The 19,349-nt window shown below is 68.4% G+C and carries 17 protein-coding genes; 6 read left to right on the forward strand and 11 right to left on the reverse strand.

The genetic code is table 11. From position 1 onward, the window contains the following. Positions 1 to 112 precede the first annotated feature (112 nt). The 4 genes from DPR14_RS25405 to DPR14_RS25420 all read left to right on the forward strand — a co-directional run bounded on the left by DPR14_RS25405 (position 113) and on the right by DPR14_RS25420 (position 3,089). On the forward strand, positions 113 to 1,123 hold the full coding sequence (locus DPR14_RS25405) for a zinc-dependent alcohol dehydrogenase family protein (protein WP_158047632.1): 1,011 nt from the start codon (positions 113 to 115) through the stop codon (positions 1,121 to 1,123). Between the two features lie 95 nt (positions 1,124 to 1,218). Continuing rightward, positions 1,219 to 1,773, forward strand: a complete 555-nt coding sequence (locus tag DPR14_RS25410) for an Hsp20/alpha crystallin family protein (protein WP_158047633.1) — start codon at positions 1,219 to 1,221, stop codon at positions 1,771 to 1,773. A 62-nt stretch (positions 1,774 to 1,835) separates the two neighbouring features. Continuing rightward, positions 1,836 to 2,183 (forward strand): HPF/RaiA family ribosome-associated protein, encoded by a 348-nt coding sequence (locus tag DPR14_RS25415; protein WP_158047634.1) that lies wholly within the window; start codon positions 1,836 to 1,838, stop codon positions 2,181 to 2,183. A 15-nt stretch (positions 2,184 to 2,198) separates the two neighbouring features. After that, the gene (locus tag DPR14_RS25420; protein WP_158047635.1) at positions 2,199 to 3,089 is read left to right on the forward strand and encodes a universal stress protein; all 891 of its coding nucleotides are present in this window, start codon (positions 2,199 to 2,201) and stop codon (positions 3,087 to 3,089) included. A gap of 24 nt (positions 3,090 to 3,113) precedes the next feature. Here DPR14_RS25420 and DPR14_RS25425 read toward each other — a convergent pair whose 3' ends face one another. The 11 genes from DPR14_RS25425 to acuI all read right to left on the reverse strand — a co-directional run bounded on the left by DPR14_RS25425 (position 3,114) and on the right by acuI (position 16,715). Next, positions 3,114 to 3,584 (reverse strand): flagellar biosynthesis repressor FlbT, encoded by a 471-nt coding sequence (locus tag DPR14_RS25425; RefSeq protein WP_158047636.1) that lies wholly within the window; start codon positions 3,582 to 3,584, stop codon positions 3,114 to 3,116. Between the two features lie 53 nt (positions 3,585 to 3,637). After that, a complete protein-coding gene (locus DPR14_RS25430; protein WP_192499166.1) occupies positions 3,638 to 4,927 on the reverse strand; it encodes a tetratricopeptide repeat protein in 1,290 nt (429 codons plus the stop codon). Between the two features lie 93 nt (positions 4,928 to 5,020). Beyond that, positions 5,021 to 5,761 (reverse strand): DUF1217 domain-containing protein, encoded by a 741-nt coding sequence (locus tag DPR14_RS25435; protein WP_158047638.1) that lies wholly within the window; start codon positions 5,759 to 5,761, stop codon positions 5,021 to 5,023. Positions 5,762 to 5,791: 30 nt separating this feature from the next. Next, positions 5,792 to 6,193 (reverse strand): flagellar biosynthesis regulator FlaF, encoded by a 402-nt coding sequence (locus DPR14_RS25440; protein ID WP_158047639.1) that lies wholly within the window; start codon positions 6,191 to 6,193, stop codon positions 5,792 to 5,794. Between the two features lie 133 nt (positions 6,194 to 6,326). After that, positions 6,327 to 7,145 carry a flagellin gene (locus DPR14_RS25445; RefSeq protein WP_158047640.1) on the reverse strand — a complete coding sequence of 273 codons (819 nt, stop codon included), beginning with the start codon at positions 7,143 to 7,145 and terminating at the stop codon, positions 6,327 to 6,329. A 473-nt stretch (positions 7,146 to 7,618) separates the two neighbouring features. After that, entirely contained in the window at positions 7,619 to 8,617 is a 999-nt protein-coding gene (locus tag DPR14_RS25450; protein ID WP_158047641.1) for a dihydroorotate dehydrogenase-like protein, read from the reverse strand. A 27-nt stretch (positions 8,618 to 8,644) separates the two neighbouring features. Next, positions 8,645 to 12,250 carry a pyruvate:ferredoxin (flavodoxin) oxidoreductase gene (nifJ, locus tag DPR14_RS25455; protein ID WP_158047642.1) on the reverse strand — a complete coding sequence of 1,202 codons (3,606 nt, stop codon included), beginning with the start codon at positions 12,248 to 12,250 and terminating at the stop codon, positions 8,645 to 8,647. 62 nt (positions 12,251 to 12,312) lie between these two features. Beyond that, on the reverse strand, positions 12,313 to 14,034 hold the full coding sequence (locus DPR14_RS25460; protein ID WP_158047643.1) for an IlvD/Edd family dehydratase: 1,722 nt from the start codon (positions 14,032 to 14,034) through the stop codon (positions 12,313 to 12,315). 68 nt (positions 14,035 to 14,102) lie between these two features. Continuing rightward, positions 14,103 to 14,609 carry a GNAT family N-acetyltransferase gene (locus DPR14_RS25465; protein WP_158047644.1) on the reverse strand — a complete coding sequence of 169 codons (507 nt, stop codon included), beginning with the start codon at positions 14,607 to 14,609 and terminating at the stop codon, positions 14,103 to 14,105. A gap of 29 nt (positions 14,610 to 14,638) precedes the next feature. Then, positions 14,639 to 15,610, reverse strand: coding sequence for an Rpn family recombination-promoting nuclease/putative transposase (locus DPR14_RS25470; protein WP_158047645.1), 972 nt, complete (start codon positions 15,608 to 15,610; stop codon positions 14,639 to 14,641). A 100-nt stretch (positions 15,611 to 15,710) separates the two neighbouring features. Beyond that, positions 15,711 to 16,715: an acrylyl-CoA reductase (NADPH) gene (acuI, locus tag DPR14_RS25475; RefSeq protein ID WP_158047646.1), complete on the reverse strand. Its 1,005-nt coding sequence runs from the start codon at positions 16,713 to 16,715 to the stop codon at positions 15,711 to 15,713. Between the two features lie 188 nt (positions 16,716 to 16,903). On the opposite strand from acuI, the gene DPR14_RS25480 reads away from it, so the two are divergent. Together DPR14_RS25480 and DPR14_RS25485 are read left to right on the forward strand one after the other, a co-directional pair. Continuing rightward, positions 16,904 to 18,139 (forward strand): MFS transporter, encoded by a 1,236-nt coding sequence (locus tag DPR14_RS25480; RefSeq protein WP_158047647.1) that lies wholly within the window; start codon positions 16,904 to 16,906, stop codon positions 18,137 to 18,139. Positions 18,140 to 18,302: 163 nt separating this feature from the next. Next, positions 18,303 to 19,148: a calcium-binding protein gene (locus tag DPR14_RS25485; RefSeq protein ID WP_158047648.1), complete on the forward strand. Its 846-nt coding sequence runs from the start codon at positions 18,303 to 18,305 to the stop codon at positions 19,146 to 19,148. Positions 19,149 to 19,349 lie beyond the last annotated feature (201 nt).

A 19,349-nucleotide genomic window follows, 5' to 3' on the forward strand; every position in this document is an offset into this window, starting at 1 on the left:
CGGGGCCGGGGCCGGGGCGGTCACGGGACCGTCTTGACCCAGGTTAAGGGAAGACCCCCGGCAGTCGGGCAGGATCGCGTCCGACAGGACACAAGCCACGAAAGCGCCCGCCATGAAGGCAATGGTTCTGCAGCGCCCCGGCAGCCTGCTGGTTCCGACGGACCGGCCCGACCCCGTCCCCGGGCCGGGCCGGCTCCTGATCCGGGTGCATGCCTGCGCGGTCTGCCGCACGGACCTGCACGTGATCGACGGGGAGCTGCCCGACCCCGCCCTGCCCCTCATCCCCGGCCATGAGATCATCGGCTCCGTGGTGGAGGCCGGGCCCGGTGCGGAGCGGTTCGCCCCAGGCGACCGGGTGGGGGTGCCGTGGCTCGGCTGGAGCTGCGGCACCTGCGCCTGGTGCCTTTCCGGCCGCGAGAACCTGTGCGACCGGGCCCGCTATACCGGATACCAGATCGACGGCGGCTATGCAGAGCTGACGGTGGCCGACGCCCGCTACTGCTTCCCGATCGACCCGTTCTATTCGGACTCCGAGGCGGCGCCGCTGATGTGCGCCGGCCTGATCGGCTACCGGGCGCTCCGCATGGCCGGCGACGCCGCCCGCCTCGGGCTCTACGGCTTCGGGGCCGCGGCCCACATCGTGGCGCAGGTCGCCCGCCACCAGGGGCGCGAGGTCTTCGCCTTCACCCGGCCGGGCGACCGGGGCGCCCGGGACCTGGCCTGCGAACTGGGGGCTGCCTGGGCCGGCGGGTCCGACGAGCAGCCGCCCGAGCCGCTCGACGCCGCCATCCTGTTCGCCCCCTCGGGACCGCTGGTGCCGCTGGCGCTTCGGGCCGTGACCAAGGGAGGCACGGTGGTGTGCGCCGGCATCCACATGAGCGACATCCCCTCGTTTCCCTACGAGATCCTGTGGGGCGAACGGGTCGTCCGCTCCGTCGCCAACCTGACCCGGCGCGACGGCGAGGAGTTCCTGGCGCTGGCCCCCCGGGTGCCGGTCCGGACGCGGGTGACGGAGTATCCGCTGGAGCGGGCCAACGAGGCCGTGGCGGCGCTCCGGTCCGGCGCCATCACGGGGGCCGCCGTGCTGACGGTGGGGAAAACAGGCACGCTTGATCCAGGTTAAGGCACGCCGGCCGGCACCGCGGCAGTCTTTTCCGTGCGGCGGCACCGAGGTCGCGCCAATCAAGAAACAGCCCTGGACCTCAGGAGGATCGAGCCATGACCAGCAACCTGGACAAATCAGCCGGGACGTCCGAAACCCAGCCCGCGGCGACCGGGAGCAAGGATGCGGCCGACCGTGCCGGACACCCCCTGCTGAGCCTGCGTGACGAGATCGACCGCCTGTTCGACGATTTCTCCGGCGGCATGATGCGCAGCCCCTTCCGCACGCGCCTGATGGATTTCGAGCCGTTCCGCCGGTTCGAGACGGTGTTCTCGGGAGCGGTGCCCACCGCCGAGGTCGCCGAGAAGGAGAAGGAATACGTGGTCACGCTGGAACTCCCCGGCATCGACCAGAAGGACGTCGAGATCAGCGTCAGCGGCAGGATGCTGACCGTGAAGGGCGAGAAGCGCGAGGAAAAAGAGGAAACGGAGAAGCAGCTCCACCTGTCCGAACGGCGCTACGGCTCGTTCCAGCGCTCCTTCCCCATCCCGGAAACGGTCGATCAGGACAGGATCGCCGCGGCGATGAAGGACGGCGTGCTCACCGTCACGCTGCCCAAGACCGAGGAAGCCTCGCGGCCGGCACGCAGGATCGAGGTTTCGGGCTCTTAGCCCGCTTCCCTCCAGTCCCGGCCATGAGCCAACCCTGAGGCGGATCACCCGAGGCGGATCAAATGGAAACACCACTCAAGATCACCTTCAAGAACCTGGATCCGTCGCCGGCGCTGGAAGCGCGCATCGGCGAGAAGGCCGCGAAGCTGGATCATTTCTGCGAGCATGTCGTGGCGTGCCACGTGGTCGTGGAGCGGCCCCACGGCAGTCGCCAGCAGGGCGATCTCTACCAGGTGACGGTCGACTTGACCGTTCCGGGCGGGGAACTGGTCGCCGACGGCGTCCACGAGAACGCTCACGCCGCCCTTCGCGCCGCCTTCGACGCGGCGGTCCGGCGGCTTGAGGACCATGTCAGGCGCCGGCGGCTGGACGTGAAACGGCACGATCCGGCGCCCCATCCGACGGCGTGACGGGGAGGGTTACCCATGATCAGGAAGATCCTGGCACCGCTGGACGGCCAGCCGTCCGACCGGACCTCGCTGGCGCTGGCGTTCGGCATGGCCCGGCTGCTGGACGCCCATGTCGAAGGGGTCTTCCTGGCCGCGGACCCGGCCGGGAGCATTCCGATCATGGGCGAGGCGGTTCCGCCCGAGTTCATCGAAGAGTTGATCCGGGAAAGGGAGGAGGCCGTGGCCGCCGCCGGGCGCGAGGCCGAACGGTGCTTCGACGAGGTCCGGCAGGCGGCCGCCCTGCCGCTGGCCGAGGCGCCCGGCGCGGGCAGCGGGGGTGCCAGCGCCTGGTTTCACAGGAAACCGGGGAACGTCGAGCGGACCCTGGCGAGGATCGCCCGCTGCGCCGACCTGACCGTCCTGCCCCAGGGCGAGCGTCCCTTCCCGGGGACCCTGGCCAGGGTCCGCGACGCGGTGCTGTTCGACGCGGGACGGCCGCTCCTGCTGGCCCCCGCCATTCCGTTCGAGGGTTTGGGGCCGGTAGAAAACTTAGGAAAGGCCGTCGCGATCGCCTGGAACGACAGCGCCGAGGCGACGCACGCGATCATCGATGCGATGCCGCTGCTGACCCGCGCGTCCAAGGTCCTGATCCTGGTACAGGAGGACTTCCGCCGCCAGATCGACGGCGCCGTGGACCTTGCCGCATATCTCGCGTGGCACGGCATCGACGCGGCCATAGACAGGTTGCCGAGGGTCGAGGAGGAGCCGATGGGACAGGTGCTGACCCAGCGCGCCCTCGACCTGGGCGCCGGCCTGCTGGTCATGGGCGCCTACGGACACAGCCGTTTCCGCGAGATGGTCCTGGGCGGCACGACCCGCCATGTGCTGGAAAACCCGGCCCGGATCCCCGTGCTGATGGCCCACTGACGGGGCCGGGGGCACCGGGATGCGTTATCTTCTCACATGCCTGGGCTGGAAGCTCTTCACGTAGTTCTCGCTTTGCCGGACATGTTCGGAGTTGTTCGTCCAGAAGTCCGGGGTCTCCAGATCGATGACCTTCCAGAGCATCTTCAGGAGCCTGTAGTAGTTCTTCTGGTCCAGCAGCGGCTCCACGGCCTCGATGTCGAAACCGGCGCCGTGCCGCGAACCTGCCTTTCGCAGATGCTCCTTCACGTTATGCCAGATCCTCAGGATATCACCGTGCTGTCCCTCCCGGGAGCTGCGGTGCTTGATGTAGGTTTCCTGGATCACATAGTAGAACGTCTGGAGCATGGTCAGCGCGCTGGGGTCCTTGATGGTCATCCGTTCTGGCAGGATATCGCACTGGTCGAGCAGCAATATCTCCGAATTGTCGACGAACTGCATCCGGACGCCCTCGATATACAGGACCTCACCTTTCTTGACGGAGTATCGAAGCGCCATTCTTGCTCACTCGGTTCTGGAAGCGGTGCGGATGGTCCGGCGGGCCCGGTGCCTCAGCCCGGTTTCCGGGCGACGAAGATCGTACCGAACACCGGCCGGCCGGCGTTGACGCGGAGCTGCTCGCGGGCGGCGGTCAACACCTCGAAGCCGGCGTCGGCCAGGGCATTCTCGACATAGGACCGGCGATGGGCGAAGCGGCCCGCCGTGGAAATTTCATAGTCGTCAAGGAAACACTCCTCGACCGAGAAGACGAACAGGCCGCCGGCTTCCAGGACGCCGGAGACCTTGGAGACGAACCCGTCGAGCCGGCCGATATAGCCGCACACGTCGGCGGCGACCGCGACCGAATAGGCGCGGTCGATCTCGCCCAGCGACTCCTGCAGGTTGACGGCTTCGATCTGGTCGTAGACGCGCTTCTCCAGCGCCTTGGCCAGCATGTTGCGGGAGATGTCGACGCCCTTCTGGAAGTCGGCGAGGTCGCGCAGCATGAGGCCGGCCAAGCCGGTCCCGCAGCCGAGGTCGAGGACGGAGGCGAAGCGCGACCGGCCGGGAGCGGCCTTCAGCAGGTAGCGGCGGACTAGGCCCGGCACGCGGTATCGCAGCTTCTCGATCAGGTCGGTTTCGAAGTGGCTGGCGTAATCGTCGAACAGCCCCGCCACGAACTCGGGCGGAACGGTATCCATCGCCTCGTTCCGCAGCAATGCCAGCATGTGCCGCGACCGGGAATTCGTCGGGTCCAGTTCGACGGCCCGTTCGAACGCCGCCGCGGCGTCGGCGCGGCGGCCGGGGCTGCGGTGCAGGGCGTTGCCCATGTTGTGGTACAGTTCCGGCGCCTCGACGAAGGCCAGGGTACGTCGGCAGACCTCGATGCTGCGCCCGAAATCCTTCAGGAAATTCAGCGTGCTCGACAGGTTTACCGCCGCATCGGCCATGTCGGGGTGAGCCGCCAGGACGGTTTCGAACAGTTCGACCGCCGCCTCGTGGTTGCCCTGCCCCCGCATCGCGAGGCCCAGGTTCACGTAGAGCTGGGAATGCTGCTCGGGTTCCGAATTGTTGATCGCCTTCACGTGGAAGACGACCGCCTCGTCGAACATCTGCAATTTCTGGAGATGCACGGCGAAGCCGTTGAGCAGTTCCCAGTCATGGGGCCTGACCATCACGGCGGTCGCCAGATCCTGGACCGCGTCGCCCAGTTCGCCCTGGCGGGCGCGGCAAGCTCCCCGCAGCGCCAGCAGGTCGGCGTCCTCCGGCAGGGCGCCGAGCGCCGCATCCACCAGGGCCCGGGTCCCTTCCAGGTCGCCGCGCGCCAGAAGGATGGTTGCGCGTTGCTTCAAATCCGCCATGCCAGCGGAATCGAGCGGTTCTTGCAGGGCTATCTCGGCAAGCATTGATTATCTCCAGCTCCCGACCGAACCGTCCGGCGGTCAAGGCGGCGTTCAGGCGAAAAGATTCAGCTTCCACTGCTCCGGACCGGCCGACACGGACGTGTCGTCGGAAAGCATCAGGAAGCGCTTGGCCATCTTGTCGACGAATTTCGGATCGCCCAGGTCGGAGACCTTCAGGCGTTTCTCGATCGCGGCGGCCTGCGCCTCGACCGACTGGTTGGCGATTTCCAGGGGCAGGCCCAGCGCTGTCGTAACGACATGGCGCAGGCGCTGGTCGCCCAGGATGTCGTAGGCGTTCTTGACGCTCGCGGCATTGTCCTTCAGGTACAGGGCCAGGGGGACAGCCGAATTCTGGGTGGCCAGTCCGTCGTTGTACCGGCTCTTGACGTAGAGTTCGGCCAAGTCGTCCTTGGTGCTTTCCCGCTGGATCTGCCCGAGCCCCTTCTCGCCGAACTGGAGCAGGCTGGCGGCCGCCTTGTAGCGCTTGTCGGTCAGCCTGTTCATCAGGGCGTCGGAATCCTCGGCCTTCTGGGTCAGGGCCTTCCTGATCAGGCCCATCTTGTCCGTTTCCTTGCCGAGATCCACCGCATTCAGGACGAACTGCGTCAGGCGGCGGTCCTTGAACAGATCATCGACCGACTTGACGCTCTGGATCTTGTCGCGGAAATAGTTCACCTCCGCCTTGACGTCCTTCCTGGCAGCCATCTTCTCCAGTGCCGTGTCGCTCTGCTTGAGGGCCAGCTGATAGGCCGCCAGGGCCGGCATTTTGTAGAAGACGATGCTGTTGGACATGGTCCGGCTCCCGAAGGTGGAACGATCCCCTTACGCGCCGCGGCGCTCGCTCTGAGGTCCCGCTGCCATCGGCGGCGCCTCGCTCTGGGCTGCGAGCCCCTCGATCATCTGGGTGTTGATGTCGATCAGGAAATCGACGTCCAGCTTGCCGGTGGCGTTCTCGTCGATTTCGCGGATGACGGTCTGCCCGATGGAGATGATCTGGGCGCGCAGCGGTGCCGGCAGGCGGTTCTGATCGTCCCGCAGCAGGTTGACGACGGTCTGCCAGAGCAGCCTGTTGTCCGACGCTGCCCTTACGAGCCCTATTCCATCCGGGTTCGCCTTGCCCTCGATCAGGCCGAAAGTCACGCGCTTGAAAAGATTCGCCTCCTGCGAGCGATAATCTGTCTTCATCATCGCCGCCTGTTTGTAGGCCTTGAGATTCGTGTTCATTGCCACGTCCGTTCTGAACCGCTTCCGGTGATGGTTTCGAGTGGGGAGAAAGGAATACCGCCAAGCGCGCCGAGAACGTCGGGAGGTCGCAGCCGCCCTTTCCGGACCGGAGCCCGGAAAGGGCGGGGCGACCTTAACGGAACAGGCCCAGCAGCGACTGCGGCGACTGGTTGGCGATCGACAGCGCCTGGCTGGAAAGCTGCTGCTTGACCTGCAGCGACTGCAGGCGGGCACTTTCCTTGGCGAGGTCGGCGTCGACGATGGCGCCCAGGCCGGTGTTGGTCGCGTCGGCGATCGCGTTGTTGAACCCGATCTGGTTGGTGACCCGGCGGCTGTCGGCAGCCAACTGGTTCATCCCCGTGCCGAGCTCTTTCATGGCTTCGTCGACGCCGGCGCCGTCCGCGATCAGGGCGGCGGCTCCGGTGGCATCCGTTACAGCGGTAAGCTTGTCCAGCACGTCGGTCTTGAGATCCTTCGCCTTCACCTCGATGTTGCCGCCATCGACGTTGGAGATGATCTTCTGGCCGGTAGTGCTGTCGATCAGATTGACACCGTTGTACTTCGCGTCCTTGATGAAGTTGTCGATGTCTTCCTTCAGGGTCGTATACTGTGCATTGTAGTTGGCACGGTCGGTAGCGTTCAGAGCTTCGTCGGACAGCTTGGTGAGGACGACGCGGACGTCCTGGAGCGACTTGGAGATGTTTTCGCCGGCCTTGACGGCGACGTCGATCATGCCCTTGCCGACCGCGAGACGCTCGTTCACCGCGCCGATCGCCTTGACATCGCTGCGGATGCCTTCCGCGACGGCGTAGGACGCGCCGTCGTCATAAGCGTCGGCAACGTTCAGGCCGGTGCTGATGCGTTTCTGCGTCGACGACAGGGATTCGCTGACGCTGTTCAGGTTCTTCAGGGCAACCATCGCCCCGATGTTGGTATTGACTGAGTTGGCCATCCGAGCCTCACGTTTTGGATTGAAGCGACTTTCTGCCGCCTAATGATGTTGGCGCGGAAACATGAATAAGATCTTAATATCGGGATATTATGACTTATGTATTATGTCAGTACTTGGATTATTACTTGTAGTCGTTGGGTATTTACTTAGCGCAGATGTCTCGCTCCACAGTCTTTCTGCATGGGTTTTCTTGCAGGAAGCGAAAAGGTGCGTTTCCTAATGCGTTTCCTATTACAACTCGCGATGAGTCATCCAGAAAACGGAAGGGCTGAAACCGTATCGCTGCCACGGGGTAACAATCATGGAGCTGTATACAACTCTTGATAGCGGCTCCTCGGACGAGTCCTTGCGCAAGGGCCTATGACGTTCCTGTTCATCCGAAGATCATAGGAGACAGCCGTGCCAGTCACGGCGCCCTCGCCATGCCGGTCTCCAAGCCAGGGCCTCTCCCGCCTGCGGCTCGGGCGGGGCAACTACCCCTCGGCTCGCCAGCCCTGAAGCACGCGCATGTAGTTCGCCCGCTCGAAGGCCGCCGGGTCGGGGCAGCGCCGCAGGTTCATGCTGCCCTGCATCTGCTCCAGGGAGGCGTAGTCGCGCTCCTCCATCCAGCGGCGAAGCCCCTCGACCAGCACGGTCAGGTGCTCCGGGCCGTGGCGCAGCAGGGACGACACGGTCTGCACCGCGTGGGCTCCGGCCATCACCGCCTTGACCACGTCCTCCACCCGATGGACCCCGCCCGATGCCGCCAGCGCGGGCCGCACCCGGCCCGAGAGGATCGCCAGCCAATGGAGGCGCAGCAGCAGTTCCGACGAGTCCGAAAGCTGGACCCGCGGCGTCACCTCCAGCGCCTCGATGTCGATGTCGGGCTGGTAGAAGCGGTTGAACAGCACCACCCCGTCGATCCCGACATCCTCCAGCCGCCGGACGACCGCGGCGACGCTGGAGAAGAAGGGCGACAGCTTCACCGCGACCGGGATCGAGACCGCGCGGCGGACGGCGACGGCGACGCCGACCAGCCGGTCCTCGACCACCTGTCCGGGTTCGTTGGGATTGGCGGCCACGGCATAGACGTTCAGTTCCAGCGCGTCGGCGCCGGCCTCCTCCATCAGCTTGGCGTAGCGGATCCAGCCCGACCGGCTGACGCCGTTCAGCGAGGCGATCACCGGCACGCCGACCGCGTTCTTGATGCGGCGGATCTGCTCCAGGTAGCCCTCGGGTCCCAGCGCGAAGCCGTCGAGCGGCGGCAGATAGCTGAGCGCCTCGGCGAAGCTCTCGGCCGGACGCTCCGCGGCATGGACGGCCGCCAGCTGTTCGCCGGAGATCTGCTCCTCGAACAGGGAATGCATGACGATGGCGGAGGCCCCGGCATCCTCCAGCCGACGCACCATGTCCAGGTCGTCGACCAGGGGCGACGCGCCCGGCATGATCGGATGGGGCAACTCGAAACCGAGATAGCGCGTGCGCAGGTCCATGATCGCTTCCCTCCGCTCGATGAGTGGTCAGTCGGCCGTGGGCTCGACGAAGCCCGCCATGTGGCGGTAGAGGTCCAGGCGCAGCCTGTTCTCGGTCTCCGCTGCCTTGAGCAGCCGCCGGAACCGCTCGGGGTCGTCGCGCCGGACGACGCCGAAGCGGGTTTCGTTGGCCATGAAGTCGGCAAGCCGCGCCTTGGGCGGACCGCTGTCCAGCTGAAGCGGCGGCTGTCCCGCCGCGAGCCGGCGCGGATCGTAGCGGAACAGCGGCCAGTGGCCGCTCTCGACCGCCAGCTTCTGCTGGTCGAGCTGGTGGCACAGGTCGTAGCCGTGGGCGACGCAGGGGCTGTAGGCGATGATCAGGGACGGGCCGGGATAGGACTCGGCCTCCATGAAGGCCCTGACCGTCTGCGCGTCTTTGGCGCCGAACGCGACATGGGCGACATAGACGTGGCCGTAGGCCATCGCCAGCATGCCCAGGTCCTTCTTTCCGACAGCCCGGCCGGCCATGGCGAACTTGGCCGACGCGCCGAGCGGCGTCGCCTTCGACTGCTGGCCGCCGGTATTCGAGTAGACCTCCGTGTCCAGCACCAGCACGTTCACGTCCCGGTCGGACGACAGCACGTGGTCCAGGCCGCCATAGCCGATGTCGTAGGCCCAGCCGTCGCCGCCGACGATCCAGACGGACTTGGGCGCGAGATAGTCGGCCAGAAGCTCCAGCCGCCGGGCGGCGGGGCCGGCGATCCCGGCCAGATGCCGGCGCAGCTCCAGGACGGCCTCCCGCCGGGCCTTGAGGGCGCCTTCCCCGGCGGGTCCTTCCGCCAGCAGGTCCTGCACCGGAATACCGGAAAGCTCATGCTCCAGCCCGCGCAGCAGGCTCCTGGCCTGGTCGGCCAGCTGGTCGATCCCGACCCGGATGCCGAAGCCGAACTCGGCATTGTCCTCGAACAGGGAGTTGGCCCAGGCCGGTCCCCGCCCGTCGGCATTGGTCGCATAGGGCGTGGTCGGCAGGTTTCCGCCATAAATGGACGAGCAGCCGGTGGCGTTGGCGATGACGGCGCGGTCGCCGAACAGCTGGGTCAGCAGCTTGACGTAGGGCGTCTCGCCGCAGCCGGCGCAGGCGCCGGAGAACTCGAACAGCGGCTCGAACAGCTGCACCTGCTTGACGTTGTGCGGCACCAGTTCGCGCGGGGCTTCCGGCACCTGCCGGAAATAATCCCAGAGCGGCCGGGCCGCCGGGCGCACCGCCTCGGCCGGCCGCATTTCCAGCGCCTTGCGGCGGGGATTGCCCTTGTCCTTGGCCGGGCAGACCTCGACGCACAGGGTGCAGCCGGTGCAGTCGTCGGGAGCCACCTGGAGCAGGTACTTCGCCCCCTGGAACTCGTCGCCGCGGTAGTCGAGGGTCACGAATCCTTCGGGAGCGTCCGCCAGGTCGGCGGGTGCGGCGGCCTTGACCCGGATCGCGGCGTGCGGGCAGACCATCGCGCATTTGTTGCACTGGATGCACAGCTCGGCGTTCCAGACCGGGATCTCGGTCGCGATCATGCGCTTCTCGTAGCGCGTGGTGCCCAGCGGCCAGGTCCCGTCCACCGGGAAGGCGCTGACCGGCAACCGGTCGCCGTGCCCGGCGAGCATCAGCGCCGTGACCCTTTGGACGAAATCCGGCGCGTCTCCGGGAACGGCCGGCGGCCGGGGAAGGCCGGTGGGCCGGGACGGCCCCCTGGCCGGAACCGGGACCGGCACCAGATGGGCCAGCGCCTCGTCCACGGCGGCATTGTTGCGCCGGACCATCTCCTCGCTGCGGCGGCCGTAGGTCTTCTCGATCGCGGCACGGATCTCGGCGATCGCCTCGTCGCGCGGCATCACCTCGGACAGGGCGAAGAAGCAGGTCTGCATGATGGTATTGATGCGGCGCCCCAGCCCCGCCTCCCGGGCGACCCGGCTGGCGTCGATCGCGTGGAGCCGCAAGGCCCGCTCGATCGCCAGTTCCTGGACCTCGCGGGGCAGCCGGGCCCAGACCTCCTCCGGGGTGCCGGGAAGGTTCAGCAGCACCTGGGCGCCCGGAGCGGCCAGCTCCAGGACGTCGGCCCGCTCCAGCAGGGGGGCGTGGTGGCAGGCGACGAAATCCGCCTTGCGGATCAGCCAGGGAGCGTTGACCGGGTTCCGGCCGAAACGCAGGTGGGAGACGGTGGTGGCGCCGGCCTTGCGGCTGTCATAGACGAAATAGCCCTGGGCATGGGCGCCCGTATGCTCCGCGATGATCTTCAGCGAGTTCTTGTTGGCGCCGACCGTCCCGTCCGAGCCCAGGCCGAAGAACACCGCCCGCATGGTGTCGGGCGGCTCGATGTCGAAATCCGGGTCGAAGGACAGCGAGGAATGGCTCACGTCGTCGGTGATGCCGAGGGTGAAGCGCCGCTTCGGCTGCGGCTTGGTCAGTTCCTCGAACACCGCCGCGGCCATGCCGGGCGTGAACTCCTTGGACGACAACCCGTAGCGTCCGCCGATCACCACGGGACGGGCCGGGAACTCCGCGGGGGCGTCGGCCAGCGCCGCGACCACGTCGAGGAACAGGGGTTCGCCGACCGATCCCGGCTCCTTGGTCCGGTCCAGCACCGCGACCGCACGGACCGAGGGCGGCAGTGCCTCCAGGAAGCCGGCGGTGTCGAAAGGCCGGTAGAGCCGCACGGTCAGCGCGCCGACCTTGTGGCCGCGCGCCGCCAGCCAGAGCGCGGTTTCCCGCACCGTCCGGGCGCCCGATCCCATGGCGACCACCACCCGCTCGGCGTCCGGCGCGCCGTCATAGTCGAACGGGGCGTAGCGGCGGCCGGTCAGCGCCGCGAAGCGGTCCAGGACGCCGCGGACGATGCCGGGGCAGGCTTCGTAATAAGGGTTGCAGGCCTCGCGCGCTTGGAAGAAGACGTCGGCGTTCTGCGCGGTGCCGCGGATCACGGGATGATCGGGGGTCAGCGCCCGCCGGCGCAGGGCGTCGACCGCGTCCCCGTCCAGCATGGCCCCCACCTGCTCGTCGTCCAGCGGGGTCACTCGGTTCAGCTCGTGGGAGGTGCGGAACCCGTCGAAGAAATGGATGAACGGGATGCGGGACTCCAGGGTCGCGGCATGGGCGACCAGGGCCATGTCCTGCGCCTCCTGCACGGTGGAAGACGCGAGCATCGCGAAGCCGGTCTGGCGGCAGGCCATCACGTCGGAATGGTCGCCGAAGATCGACAGGGCATGGGTCGCCAGGGTGCGCGCCGCCACGTGGAGCACGAACGGCGTCAGCTCGCCCGCGATCTTGTAGAGGTTGGGAATCATCAGCAGCAGGCCCTGGGACGCCGTGAAGCTGGTCGCCAGCGCGCCGGCCTGGAGCGCGCCGTGGATCGCCCCGGCGGCCCCGCCCTCAGACTGCATCTCGACCACCCGGGGGACCTGCCCCCACAGGTTGGGCCGCCCCTTGGCCGCCCATTCGTCGGCCAGCTCGCCCATGGGCGAGGCGGGAGTTATGGGGTAGATCGCGATGACCTCGCTGGCCCGGTACGCGACGGAGGCCGCGGCCTGGTTGCCGTCGATGATCTCGCCGGCCTGAGTCCGGTCCTCCCCGGAGCTGCGTGCGATGGCTACGGACCCGTCGTCGGGCATGGCATCCTCCCGCTATTTTCCGCCAGCATCGGCGGAAAGCGGAAGCGCCGCATTGACATCGGTCAAGAACGCGGGGGAATCGTCCTGCCGGCTTCCGGCCGGAGGAAGTCGAAGTCGCAGCCCTCGTCGGCCTGGAGCACGCTGTCCAGGTAGAGCTTGCGGTAGCCCCGCTCCGGCGGCGCATGGGGGACCGGCACGGGCGCGCGGGCGGCCAGTTCGGCCTCGTCCACCAGCAGGTCGATCCGGCGCGCCGGCACGTCCAGCCGGATGCGGTCGCCGGTGCGGACCAGGGCCAGCGGGCCGCCGGAGGCGGATTCCGGCGTCACGTGCAGGACGATGGTGCCCGACGCGGTGCCGCTCATACGCCCGTCGGAGATCCGCACCATGTCGGTGACGCCCTGGCGGGCCAGCTTGCGCGGGATCGGCAGGTATCCCGCCTCCGGCATGCCGGGGGCGCCCTTCGGGCCGATGTTCTGAAGAACCAGGATGTCGTCGGCGGTCACGTCCAGGTCGGGATCGTCGATCCGGGCGGCCAGGTCGGCGGCCCCGGCGAAGACGACGGCGCGTCCGGTGTGCCGCATCAGCCGGGGCGACGCGGCCGACTGCTTGACGATGGCTCCCCCCGGCGCCAGCGTGCCGCGCAGGAAGGCCATGCCGCCCTCGGGATGGATCGGGTTTTCCAAGGTGCGCACGACGTCCTGCGGCCACGGGCCGGGCGCCGCGTCGATCGCCTCGCCCAGGGTCGTGCCGGCGACCGTCGGGCAGTCCAGGTGCAGCAGCGGCCGCAATTCGCGGAGGATCGCGGCGAGGCCGCCGGCATCGTGCAGGTCTTCCATGTAGTGGCGGCCGGACGGCTTGAGATCGACCAGGACGGGCGTCTCCCGGCCCATGCGGTCGAAACCCTCCAGGTCGATGCGGATGCCCAGGCGGCCGGCCATGGCGGTCAGGTGGATGATCCCGTTGGTCGATCCTCCCGTCGCCAGCAGCACCCGGAGCGCGTTCTCGAACGCCCGTTCCGTCATGATCCGGTCGGGCGTGACGCCGTCCCGGGCGAGGCGCACCGCGGCGGCGCCGGTCGCCTCCGCATGGCGCAGCCGTTCCGACAGGACCGCCGGGATCGCGGCCCCGCCGGGCAGCATCATGCCCAGCGCCTCGACCGCGAGCGCCATGGTGCTGGCCGTGCCCATGACCGAGCAGGTGCCGGCGCTGGGCGCCAGCCGGTCGTTGACCTCCGCGATCTCGGCGGCGTCGATCTCGTCCGCGCGGTACCGCGCCCAGAAGCGGCGGCAGTCGGTGCAGGCGCCGACCCGCTCGCCCCGGTGGCTCCCGGTCAGCATCGGCCCGGTGACGAGCTGGATCGCGGGCACGCCGGCGCTGGCCGCCGCCATCAACTGGGCCGGGACCGTCTTGTCGCAGCCGCCGATCAGCACCACGGCGTCCATCGGCTGCGCCCGGATCATCTCCTCCGTGTCCATGGCCATCAGGTTGCGGAGAAACATGCTGGTGGGATAGGCGAAGGACTCATGGAGCGACACGGTCGGGAAATCGACCGGCAAGGCGCCCGCCAGCATCACGCCGCGCTTCACCGCCTCGATCAGGTCGGGCACCGTGCGGTGGCAGGCGTTGTAGCCGCTGTAAGTGTTGACGATTCCGACGATCGGCCGTTCCAGGGCGTCGTCGGAGTAGCCCATGGCCTTGATGAAGGCCTTGCGCAGGAACATGGAAAAACCCGCGTCCCCGTAGCTGGTCAGCCCGCGCGCCATGCCGGTCTTCTTCGTCGTCATCCCTGGTCCCCTACCCTCCCGTGCGGTTCGGGAAGGCTAGGCAGATTGGACAGGACGGTCCAGTGTAATCACCATGCCAGCTTGATCACCATATAGGCCGCGTCGTCGCCGTAGGACGCCAGCTTGGCGGCCAGCACCGCGTCGCCGGGATGATCCGCGAAGCCGCGCCGGCGCCAGTACGGCGCCGACCGGTTGACGGCGGTCAGGGCCAGCGCCGGCAGGCCCCGGCGCCCGGCGAGGTCGCGGAGGAGGCCGACCAGCGCCTCCCCCAGTCCGAGCCCGCGCGCCCCGGGCAGCAGCGCCACGTCATGCAGGTAGAGGCAGTCGGCGTCGCTCGGCAGCCCGCCGAGCAGGCTGTCGAGAGCCGGCGGGCGGCCCAGCGTGCCTGGATGGCTGACGGCGTAGCCGAGCACGCTGCCGTGCCCGTCCTGCGCGATCAGGCAGCCGGCGGGGAACAGCGCCAGGCGCTCGACCGGCACCTCCGGGGATTCCGGATATGCCGGGTGGACGATCCCGGCGATCCGCTCGACCGTGGGCAGGTCCGCCGGACCCATGGGCCGCCAGTTTGCCGACATGCTGAACCGATCCGTTCCCGGCCGGCGCCTCAGCCGGGACGGAGGTCGGGAAAGACGTCGGCGACCGACCGGGCTTCCATCAGGCGGTCCATATAGGTGTCGAGCTGGTCGATGGTCGCCGAAGCGATCAGGCGGTCCGCATCGGCCGGCAGGTCGCCGAACCGGCGCCGAAGCTGTCGCGACAGCATCTCCGCCCTGCCCGCGGTCATGCCCTCGGCCAAAGCTTCGGCCTTAAGTTCGCGCTCCCAGATCTTGATCCGCTCCGACAGCATGTCCTGAACCTCCCAAAGTCCCGACGGGACCGTCACCGGCCCGTCTCCGCCGACCAGCGCCGCCACCGCCTGCGCCACCACCTCGCCGAAGGCCAGCTTCAGCGAGTCGTGGCCCGCATGCCCCTGGAACCAGCCGATCACCTCCCGGACCAGTCCGGGCAGCTCGGCGGGCCGGGTGCAGGTCTCGATCCGGAAGAGCAATGCCACCAAGCCGTCCCTTCGGGCGAGATCGTCGGCGCCGAGCCTGCCCTCGTCGATGAGATGATAGCGGATGCTCGGCTGCCAAGGCCAGAGCGCCGCGTCGGGGTCCAGGCCCATCAGGCCGGCGGTGTCCAGGGGCGCGTTCCACGGGGCCTCGCCGTTGTAGAGCACCACCGGCAGCACCGGCGGCAGGGGCGGGCCGGCCGGCAGCTTCAGCTCCTGGATGAGCTGCTGCCACAGCAGGCCGACATAGACCATGACCCGGATCGCCATCCACCAGTCGGTGCGCGACTGGAACTCCAGCATCAGGTAGATGTGGACCACCTCGCCCGACAGGGTCGGCACGCGCCAGATCAGGTCGCCCTCGCGCCGGCGGCCGTCGCGGGCGTGGAACTTGGCGTTGACCCGCTCCATGCGGGTGAAGTCCAGCCCGGCGGCGACCTCCTCCGGCACGAAGCCGCGGATCAGCTGCTCGACCATCGACGGGTGGGAAAAGAGGCGGTGGTAGAGGCTGTCGGAAGCAGGCATCGGGGCGGGTATCCGGTGAGGCGAATTCCCCCCTTCTGCATGCTCACGCAACCGCCGGCAAGCAGGGGACGCGGCCCGCGACCCTATGCCCCGTCCTCCCTCAGCCGCCGACCTTCACCACGGTGCGGCCGCGGACCTGGCCCTTGAGGATATCCTCGGCCAGCCGGGGCAGGTCTTCCAGCGCGACTTCGGTGGTTACCGCGTCCAGCGTCTCCGGCGGGAGTTCGCGGGCGATGCGGGTCCATGCCTCCTGGCGCCGGGGCTTCGGGCAGTTGACCGAATCGATGCCGAACAATGCCACGCCGCGCAGGATGAAGGGCATCACGGTGGTCGGCAGGTCGGCGCCCCCGGCAAGGCCGCAGGCGGCGACGGCACCGCCATAGGCGACGCCCGCCAGCACGCTGGCGAGCGTTGTGCCGCCGACGGTATCGACCGCGCCGCCCCAGCGTTCCGAGGTCAGCGGCTTGGCCGGCTGCGCCAGCTCATTGCGGTCGACGATCACCGATGCGCCGAGGGACTTCAGGTAATCGGCCTGCTCCGGCCGGCCGGTCGAGGCCGCCACCTTGTAGCCGCGGCCGGCGAGCAGCCGGACGGCGACGCTGCCGACGCCGCCAGCCGCCCCCGTCACCAGGATCTCGCGGTTCTTGTCCAGGCCGTGCCGCTCCAGCGCCATCACGGCCAGCATCGCGGTGAACCCCGCCGTGCCGACCGCCATGGCGTGGCGGACGGCCATGCCTTCCGGCAGGGGGACCAGCCATTCCGACTTGACCCGCGCCCGCTCGGCGAAGCCTCCGGACCAACTCTCGCCGACTCCCCAGCCGGTCAGGACCACCGCGTCGCCCGGCTTGTAGTCGGGCGAGTCGGACCGGATCACCGTGCCGGCGAAATCGATGCCGGGCACCATGGGGAACTTGCGCAGGATGCGCCCCCGGCCGGTCAGCGCCAGCCCGTCCTTGTAGTTGAAGCTGGACCAGGCGACGGCGACGGTGACGTCGGCCTCCGGCAGCTCGGCGTCCGTCCAGCGCTTCAGGCCGACCTGCACCTTGCCGTCGGCCTGGTCGGCGACGAGGGCCCTGAAGGAGGCTTGGGAAGCGTTCTCGGTCATGGGCGGATTCTCCCCTTGATTGGTTATCGGGACGGGTGTCTCAGCCGGCACCTCGCCGCAACGCTCATGGCAGGCATTCGGGGCGGGATCGAAAGCCGGCCGATTATCTGCCGCCCGCTTATTTGTTTGACAAATATTCGGGTGTCAACCGAGCCTGATGGCGACCAACGGCAGCGGACAGAACCGGCATGAGCAATCCCGGCGACCGGATCGCCCTCCGCCCAGCGGGACGGACCTTGTCCCTCGCCCTGCTCCTGGTCGCCGAGGTGGCGGCCATGTCGGTCTGGTTCGCCACGACGGCGTCGCTCGCCGGCATCAAGGCGGAATGGGACCTGGGACCGTTCCGGGAAGCCTTGCTGACCAGCAGCGTCCAGGCGGGGTTCGTCGCCGGAACCCTCTTCAGCGCGCTGCTCAGCCTGCCCGATCGGATGGACCTGCGGCATCTGTTCCGCGCATCGGCGCTGGTCGCCGCGGTCGCCAACGCCGCGATCCTTGCCCTCGACCCGACCGACATCCTGCTGCCGGTGCTGCGGTTCGTGACCGGCATGTGCATGGCGGGCGTCTATCCCGTCGGGATGAAGCTCGCCACCACCTGGGCGAAACGGGACCTGGGGCTGCTGATCGGCCTGCTGATCGCGGCGCTCACCCTGGGCTCCGCCTCGCCCCATCTGCTCGCGGCCTTCGGCGGGGTGGACTGGCGGGTGCCCTACGTCGCCGCCTCGGCGGCGGCCGTGCTGGCGGGGGTGCTGATCACTTTCGTCCAGGTCGGGCCCAACGTCGCCAAGGCGCCGCCGCTGCGCCTCGGCAACGCGCTGGAGGCGTGGCGAAACCGGCCGCTGCGGCTGGCCAACCTGGGCTATCTCGGTCACATGTGGGAGCTTTACGCCATGTGGGCCTGGTTCAGCGCCTTCGTCCATGCCAGCTTCGCCCTGACGCTGGGCGAACACTCCTCGACCGAGGCCAAGCTGGCGACCTTCGCCGTCGTCGGCGCTGGGGCGGCGGGAGCGCTGGCCGGCGGCTGGCTGGCCGATCGATGGGGCCGCACCCTGGTCACCTCGGTCTCCATGGCGGTCAGCGGAACCTGCGCGCTGACCATCGGCCTGCTGTTCGACGGCCCGCCGGCCCTGCTCGTCGCGGTCGGCATCGTCTGGGGCATCAGCATCATCGCCGACAGCGGCCAATTCTCGGCGACCGTGGCCGAACTGAGCGACCGGTCGCTGGTCGGCACCATGCTGACGATCCAGACCTGCGCCGGCTTCCTGCTGACGCTCGCCAGCATCCACCTGCTGCCCTTCGTGGTGGACGCGGTCGGCTGGACCCACGCCTTCGCGGTGCTCGCCATCGGCCCGTTCCTCGGGATCGTGGCGATGCTGCGCCTTCGGGCCGATCCCGCCGCCCGGGCGATCGCCGGCGGCAGGCGCTGATCCGTTTCAGGAAACACCGATTTGGACCGAATATCTTAGTATTATCCAGCATTTTGTGACAAATGAGGTACGAGCCAGCAGGCGCTTGCCTAATCTATCAGGGTAATACAAATTCGCGCTCAAGAAAATCGATGGCAACAGCGAACTTAGCGCGAGGCTATTCATGGCGACACTTCCAGGCGGGTCCTACGACACCCAGTACGGTACCGGCGATTCCGATTTTCTCATGGGCGGCAACCGTCACGACCTTTTGATCGGCGGCGGCGGTGACGACATGCTGTTCGGCAACTGGGGCGAAGACGTGCTCGACGGCGGGTCCGGCGATGATTACCTGAGCGGCGGCGCGCGGTCCGACCTGCTGCTCGGCGGCAGCGGCAACGACACCCTGCTGGGCGGCACCTCCGACGACACCATGATCGGCGGATCGGGCGACGACCTGCTGAAAGGCGAGCACGGGCACGACTGGCTCGACGGCGGCAGCGGCAACGACATCCTGGACGGCGGCAGCGGCAGGGACGTCCTGAACGGCGGGTCGGGCGACGACATGCTGCTGGGCGGCGGCCATGACGACATCCTGAACGGCGGCTCCGGCAACGACTACATGCGGGGTGACAACGGCAACGACGTCATGCACGGCGGCAGCGGCGACGACGTGCTGGCCGGCGGCAACGGCGACGACATCCTTTTCGGCGATGCCGGCGACGACGTCCTGCGCGGCGGCTTCGGCAACGACATCCTGACCGGCGGCGCCGGCGCCGATACCTTCGCCTTCCGCGGCGGCGGCGGTCAGGACGTCGTGATGGACTTCCAGGAGGGCGTGGACATCCTGCTGGTCTCGCGCAACATCAACGGCCTCAGCGTGTCGAACGCCGGGGATCTCGCGGCCCGCGTCACCGATGTCGGCGGTAACGCCGTGGTCGACCTGGGCAACGGCGACACCATCACGCTGATGAACGTGTCGGCGGAGGACATCCAGCAGAACCCCAACGCCTTCTTCGCCATCGGCTGAGGGTGATCGTCTGACGGCGAAGGGGGCACCGGCGGCGGTTCATGCAGCCGCCCTTGGCGCCGTGGCGGGTACCGCCCCTTCCGCCCGTCTACTTCAGGCCCTGGAGATACGCCACCAGCGCGTCCCGGTCCGCCCCGTCGGCGACGCCGTCGAAGGGCATGCGGTTGCCCCGCGGGTTGGCGATGAACTCTTCGAGCGCGG

The organism is Skermanella pratensis, assembly GCF_008843145.1.
In the GTDB taxonomy this organism is placed as follows: Bacteria; Pseudomonadota; Alphaproteobacteria; order Azospirillales; family Azospirillaceae; genus Skermanella; species Skermanella pratensis.

Excerpts from the sequence above, each read along its gene's own strand:
- DPR14_RS25420 (WP_158047635.1), top strand. The coding sequence starts at position 2,199 with ATGATCAGGAAGATCCTGGCACCGCTGGACGGCCAGCCGTCCGACCGG.
- DPR14_RS25410 (WP_158047633.1), top strand. The coding sequence starts at position 1,219 with ATGACCAGCAACCTGGACAAATCAGCCGGGACGTCCGAAACCCAGCCC.
- DPR14_RS25470 (WP_158047645.1), bottom strand. The coding sequence starts at position 15,610 with ATGCCTGCTTCCGACAGCCTCTACCACCGCCTCTTTTCCCACCCGTCG.
- DPR14_RS25460 (WP_158047643.1), bottom strand. The coding sequence starts at position 14,034 with ATGACGACGAAGAAGACCGGCATGGCGCGCGGGCTGACCAGCTACGGG.
- acuI (WP_158047646.1), bottom strand. The coding sequence starts at position 16,715 with ATGACCGAGAACGCTTCCCAAGCCTCCTTCAGGGCCCTCGTCGCCGAC.
- DPR14_RS25405 (WP_158047632.1), top strand. The coding sequence starts at position 113 with ATGAAGGCAATGGTTCTGCAGCGCCCCGGCAGCCTGCTGGTTCCGACG.
- DPR14_RS25415 (WP_158047634.1), top strand. The coding sequence starts at position 1,836 with ATGGAAACACCACTCAAGATCACCTTCAAGAACCTGGATCCGTCGCCG.
- DPR14_RS25480 (WP_158047647.1), top strand. The coding sequence starts at position 16,904 with ATGAGCAATCCCGGCGACCGGATCGCCCTCCGCCCAGCGGGACGGACC.
- DPR14_RS25440 (WP_158047639.1), bottom strand. The coding sequence starts at position 6,193 with ATGAACACGAATCTCAAGGCCTACAAACAGGCGGCGATGATGAAGACA.
- DPR14_RS25450 (WP_158047641.1), bottom strand. The coding sequence starts at position 8,617 with ATGGACCTGCGCACGCGCTATCTCGGTTTCGAGTTGCCCCATCCGATC.
- DPR14_RS25435 (WP_158047638.1), bottom strand. The coding sequence starts at position 5,761 with ATGTCCAACAGCATCGTCTTCTACAAAATGCCGGCCCTGGCGGCCTAT.
- DPR14_RS25425 (WP_158047636.1), bottom strand. The coding sequence starts at position 3,584 with ATGGCGCTTCGATACTCCGTCAAGAAAGGTGAGGTCCTGTATATCGAG.
- DPR14_RS25485 (WP_158047648.1), top strand. The coding sequence starts at position 18,303 with ATGGCGACACTTCCAGGCGGGTCCTACGACACCCAGTACGGTACCGGC.
- DPR14_RS25445 (WP_158047640.1), bottom strand. The coding sequence starts at position 7,145 with ATGGCCAACTCAGTCAATACCAACATCGGGGCGATGGTTGCCCTGAAG.
- DPR14_RS25430 (WP_192499166.1), bottom strand. The coding sequence starts at position 4,927 with ATGGCGGATTTGAAGCAACGCGCAACCATCCTTCTGGCGCGCGGCGAC.
- nifJ (WP_158047642.1), bottom strand. The coding sequence starts at position 12,250 with ATGCCCGACGACGGGTCCGTAGCCATCGCACGCAGCTCCGGGGAGGAC.
- DPR14_RS25465 (WP_158047644.1), bottom strand. The coding sequence starts at position 14,609 with ATGTCGGCAAACTGGCGGCCCATGGGTCCGGCGGACCTGCCCACGGTC.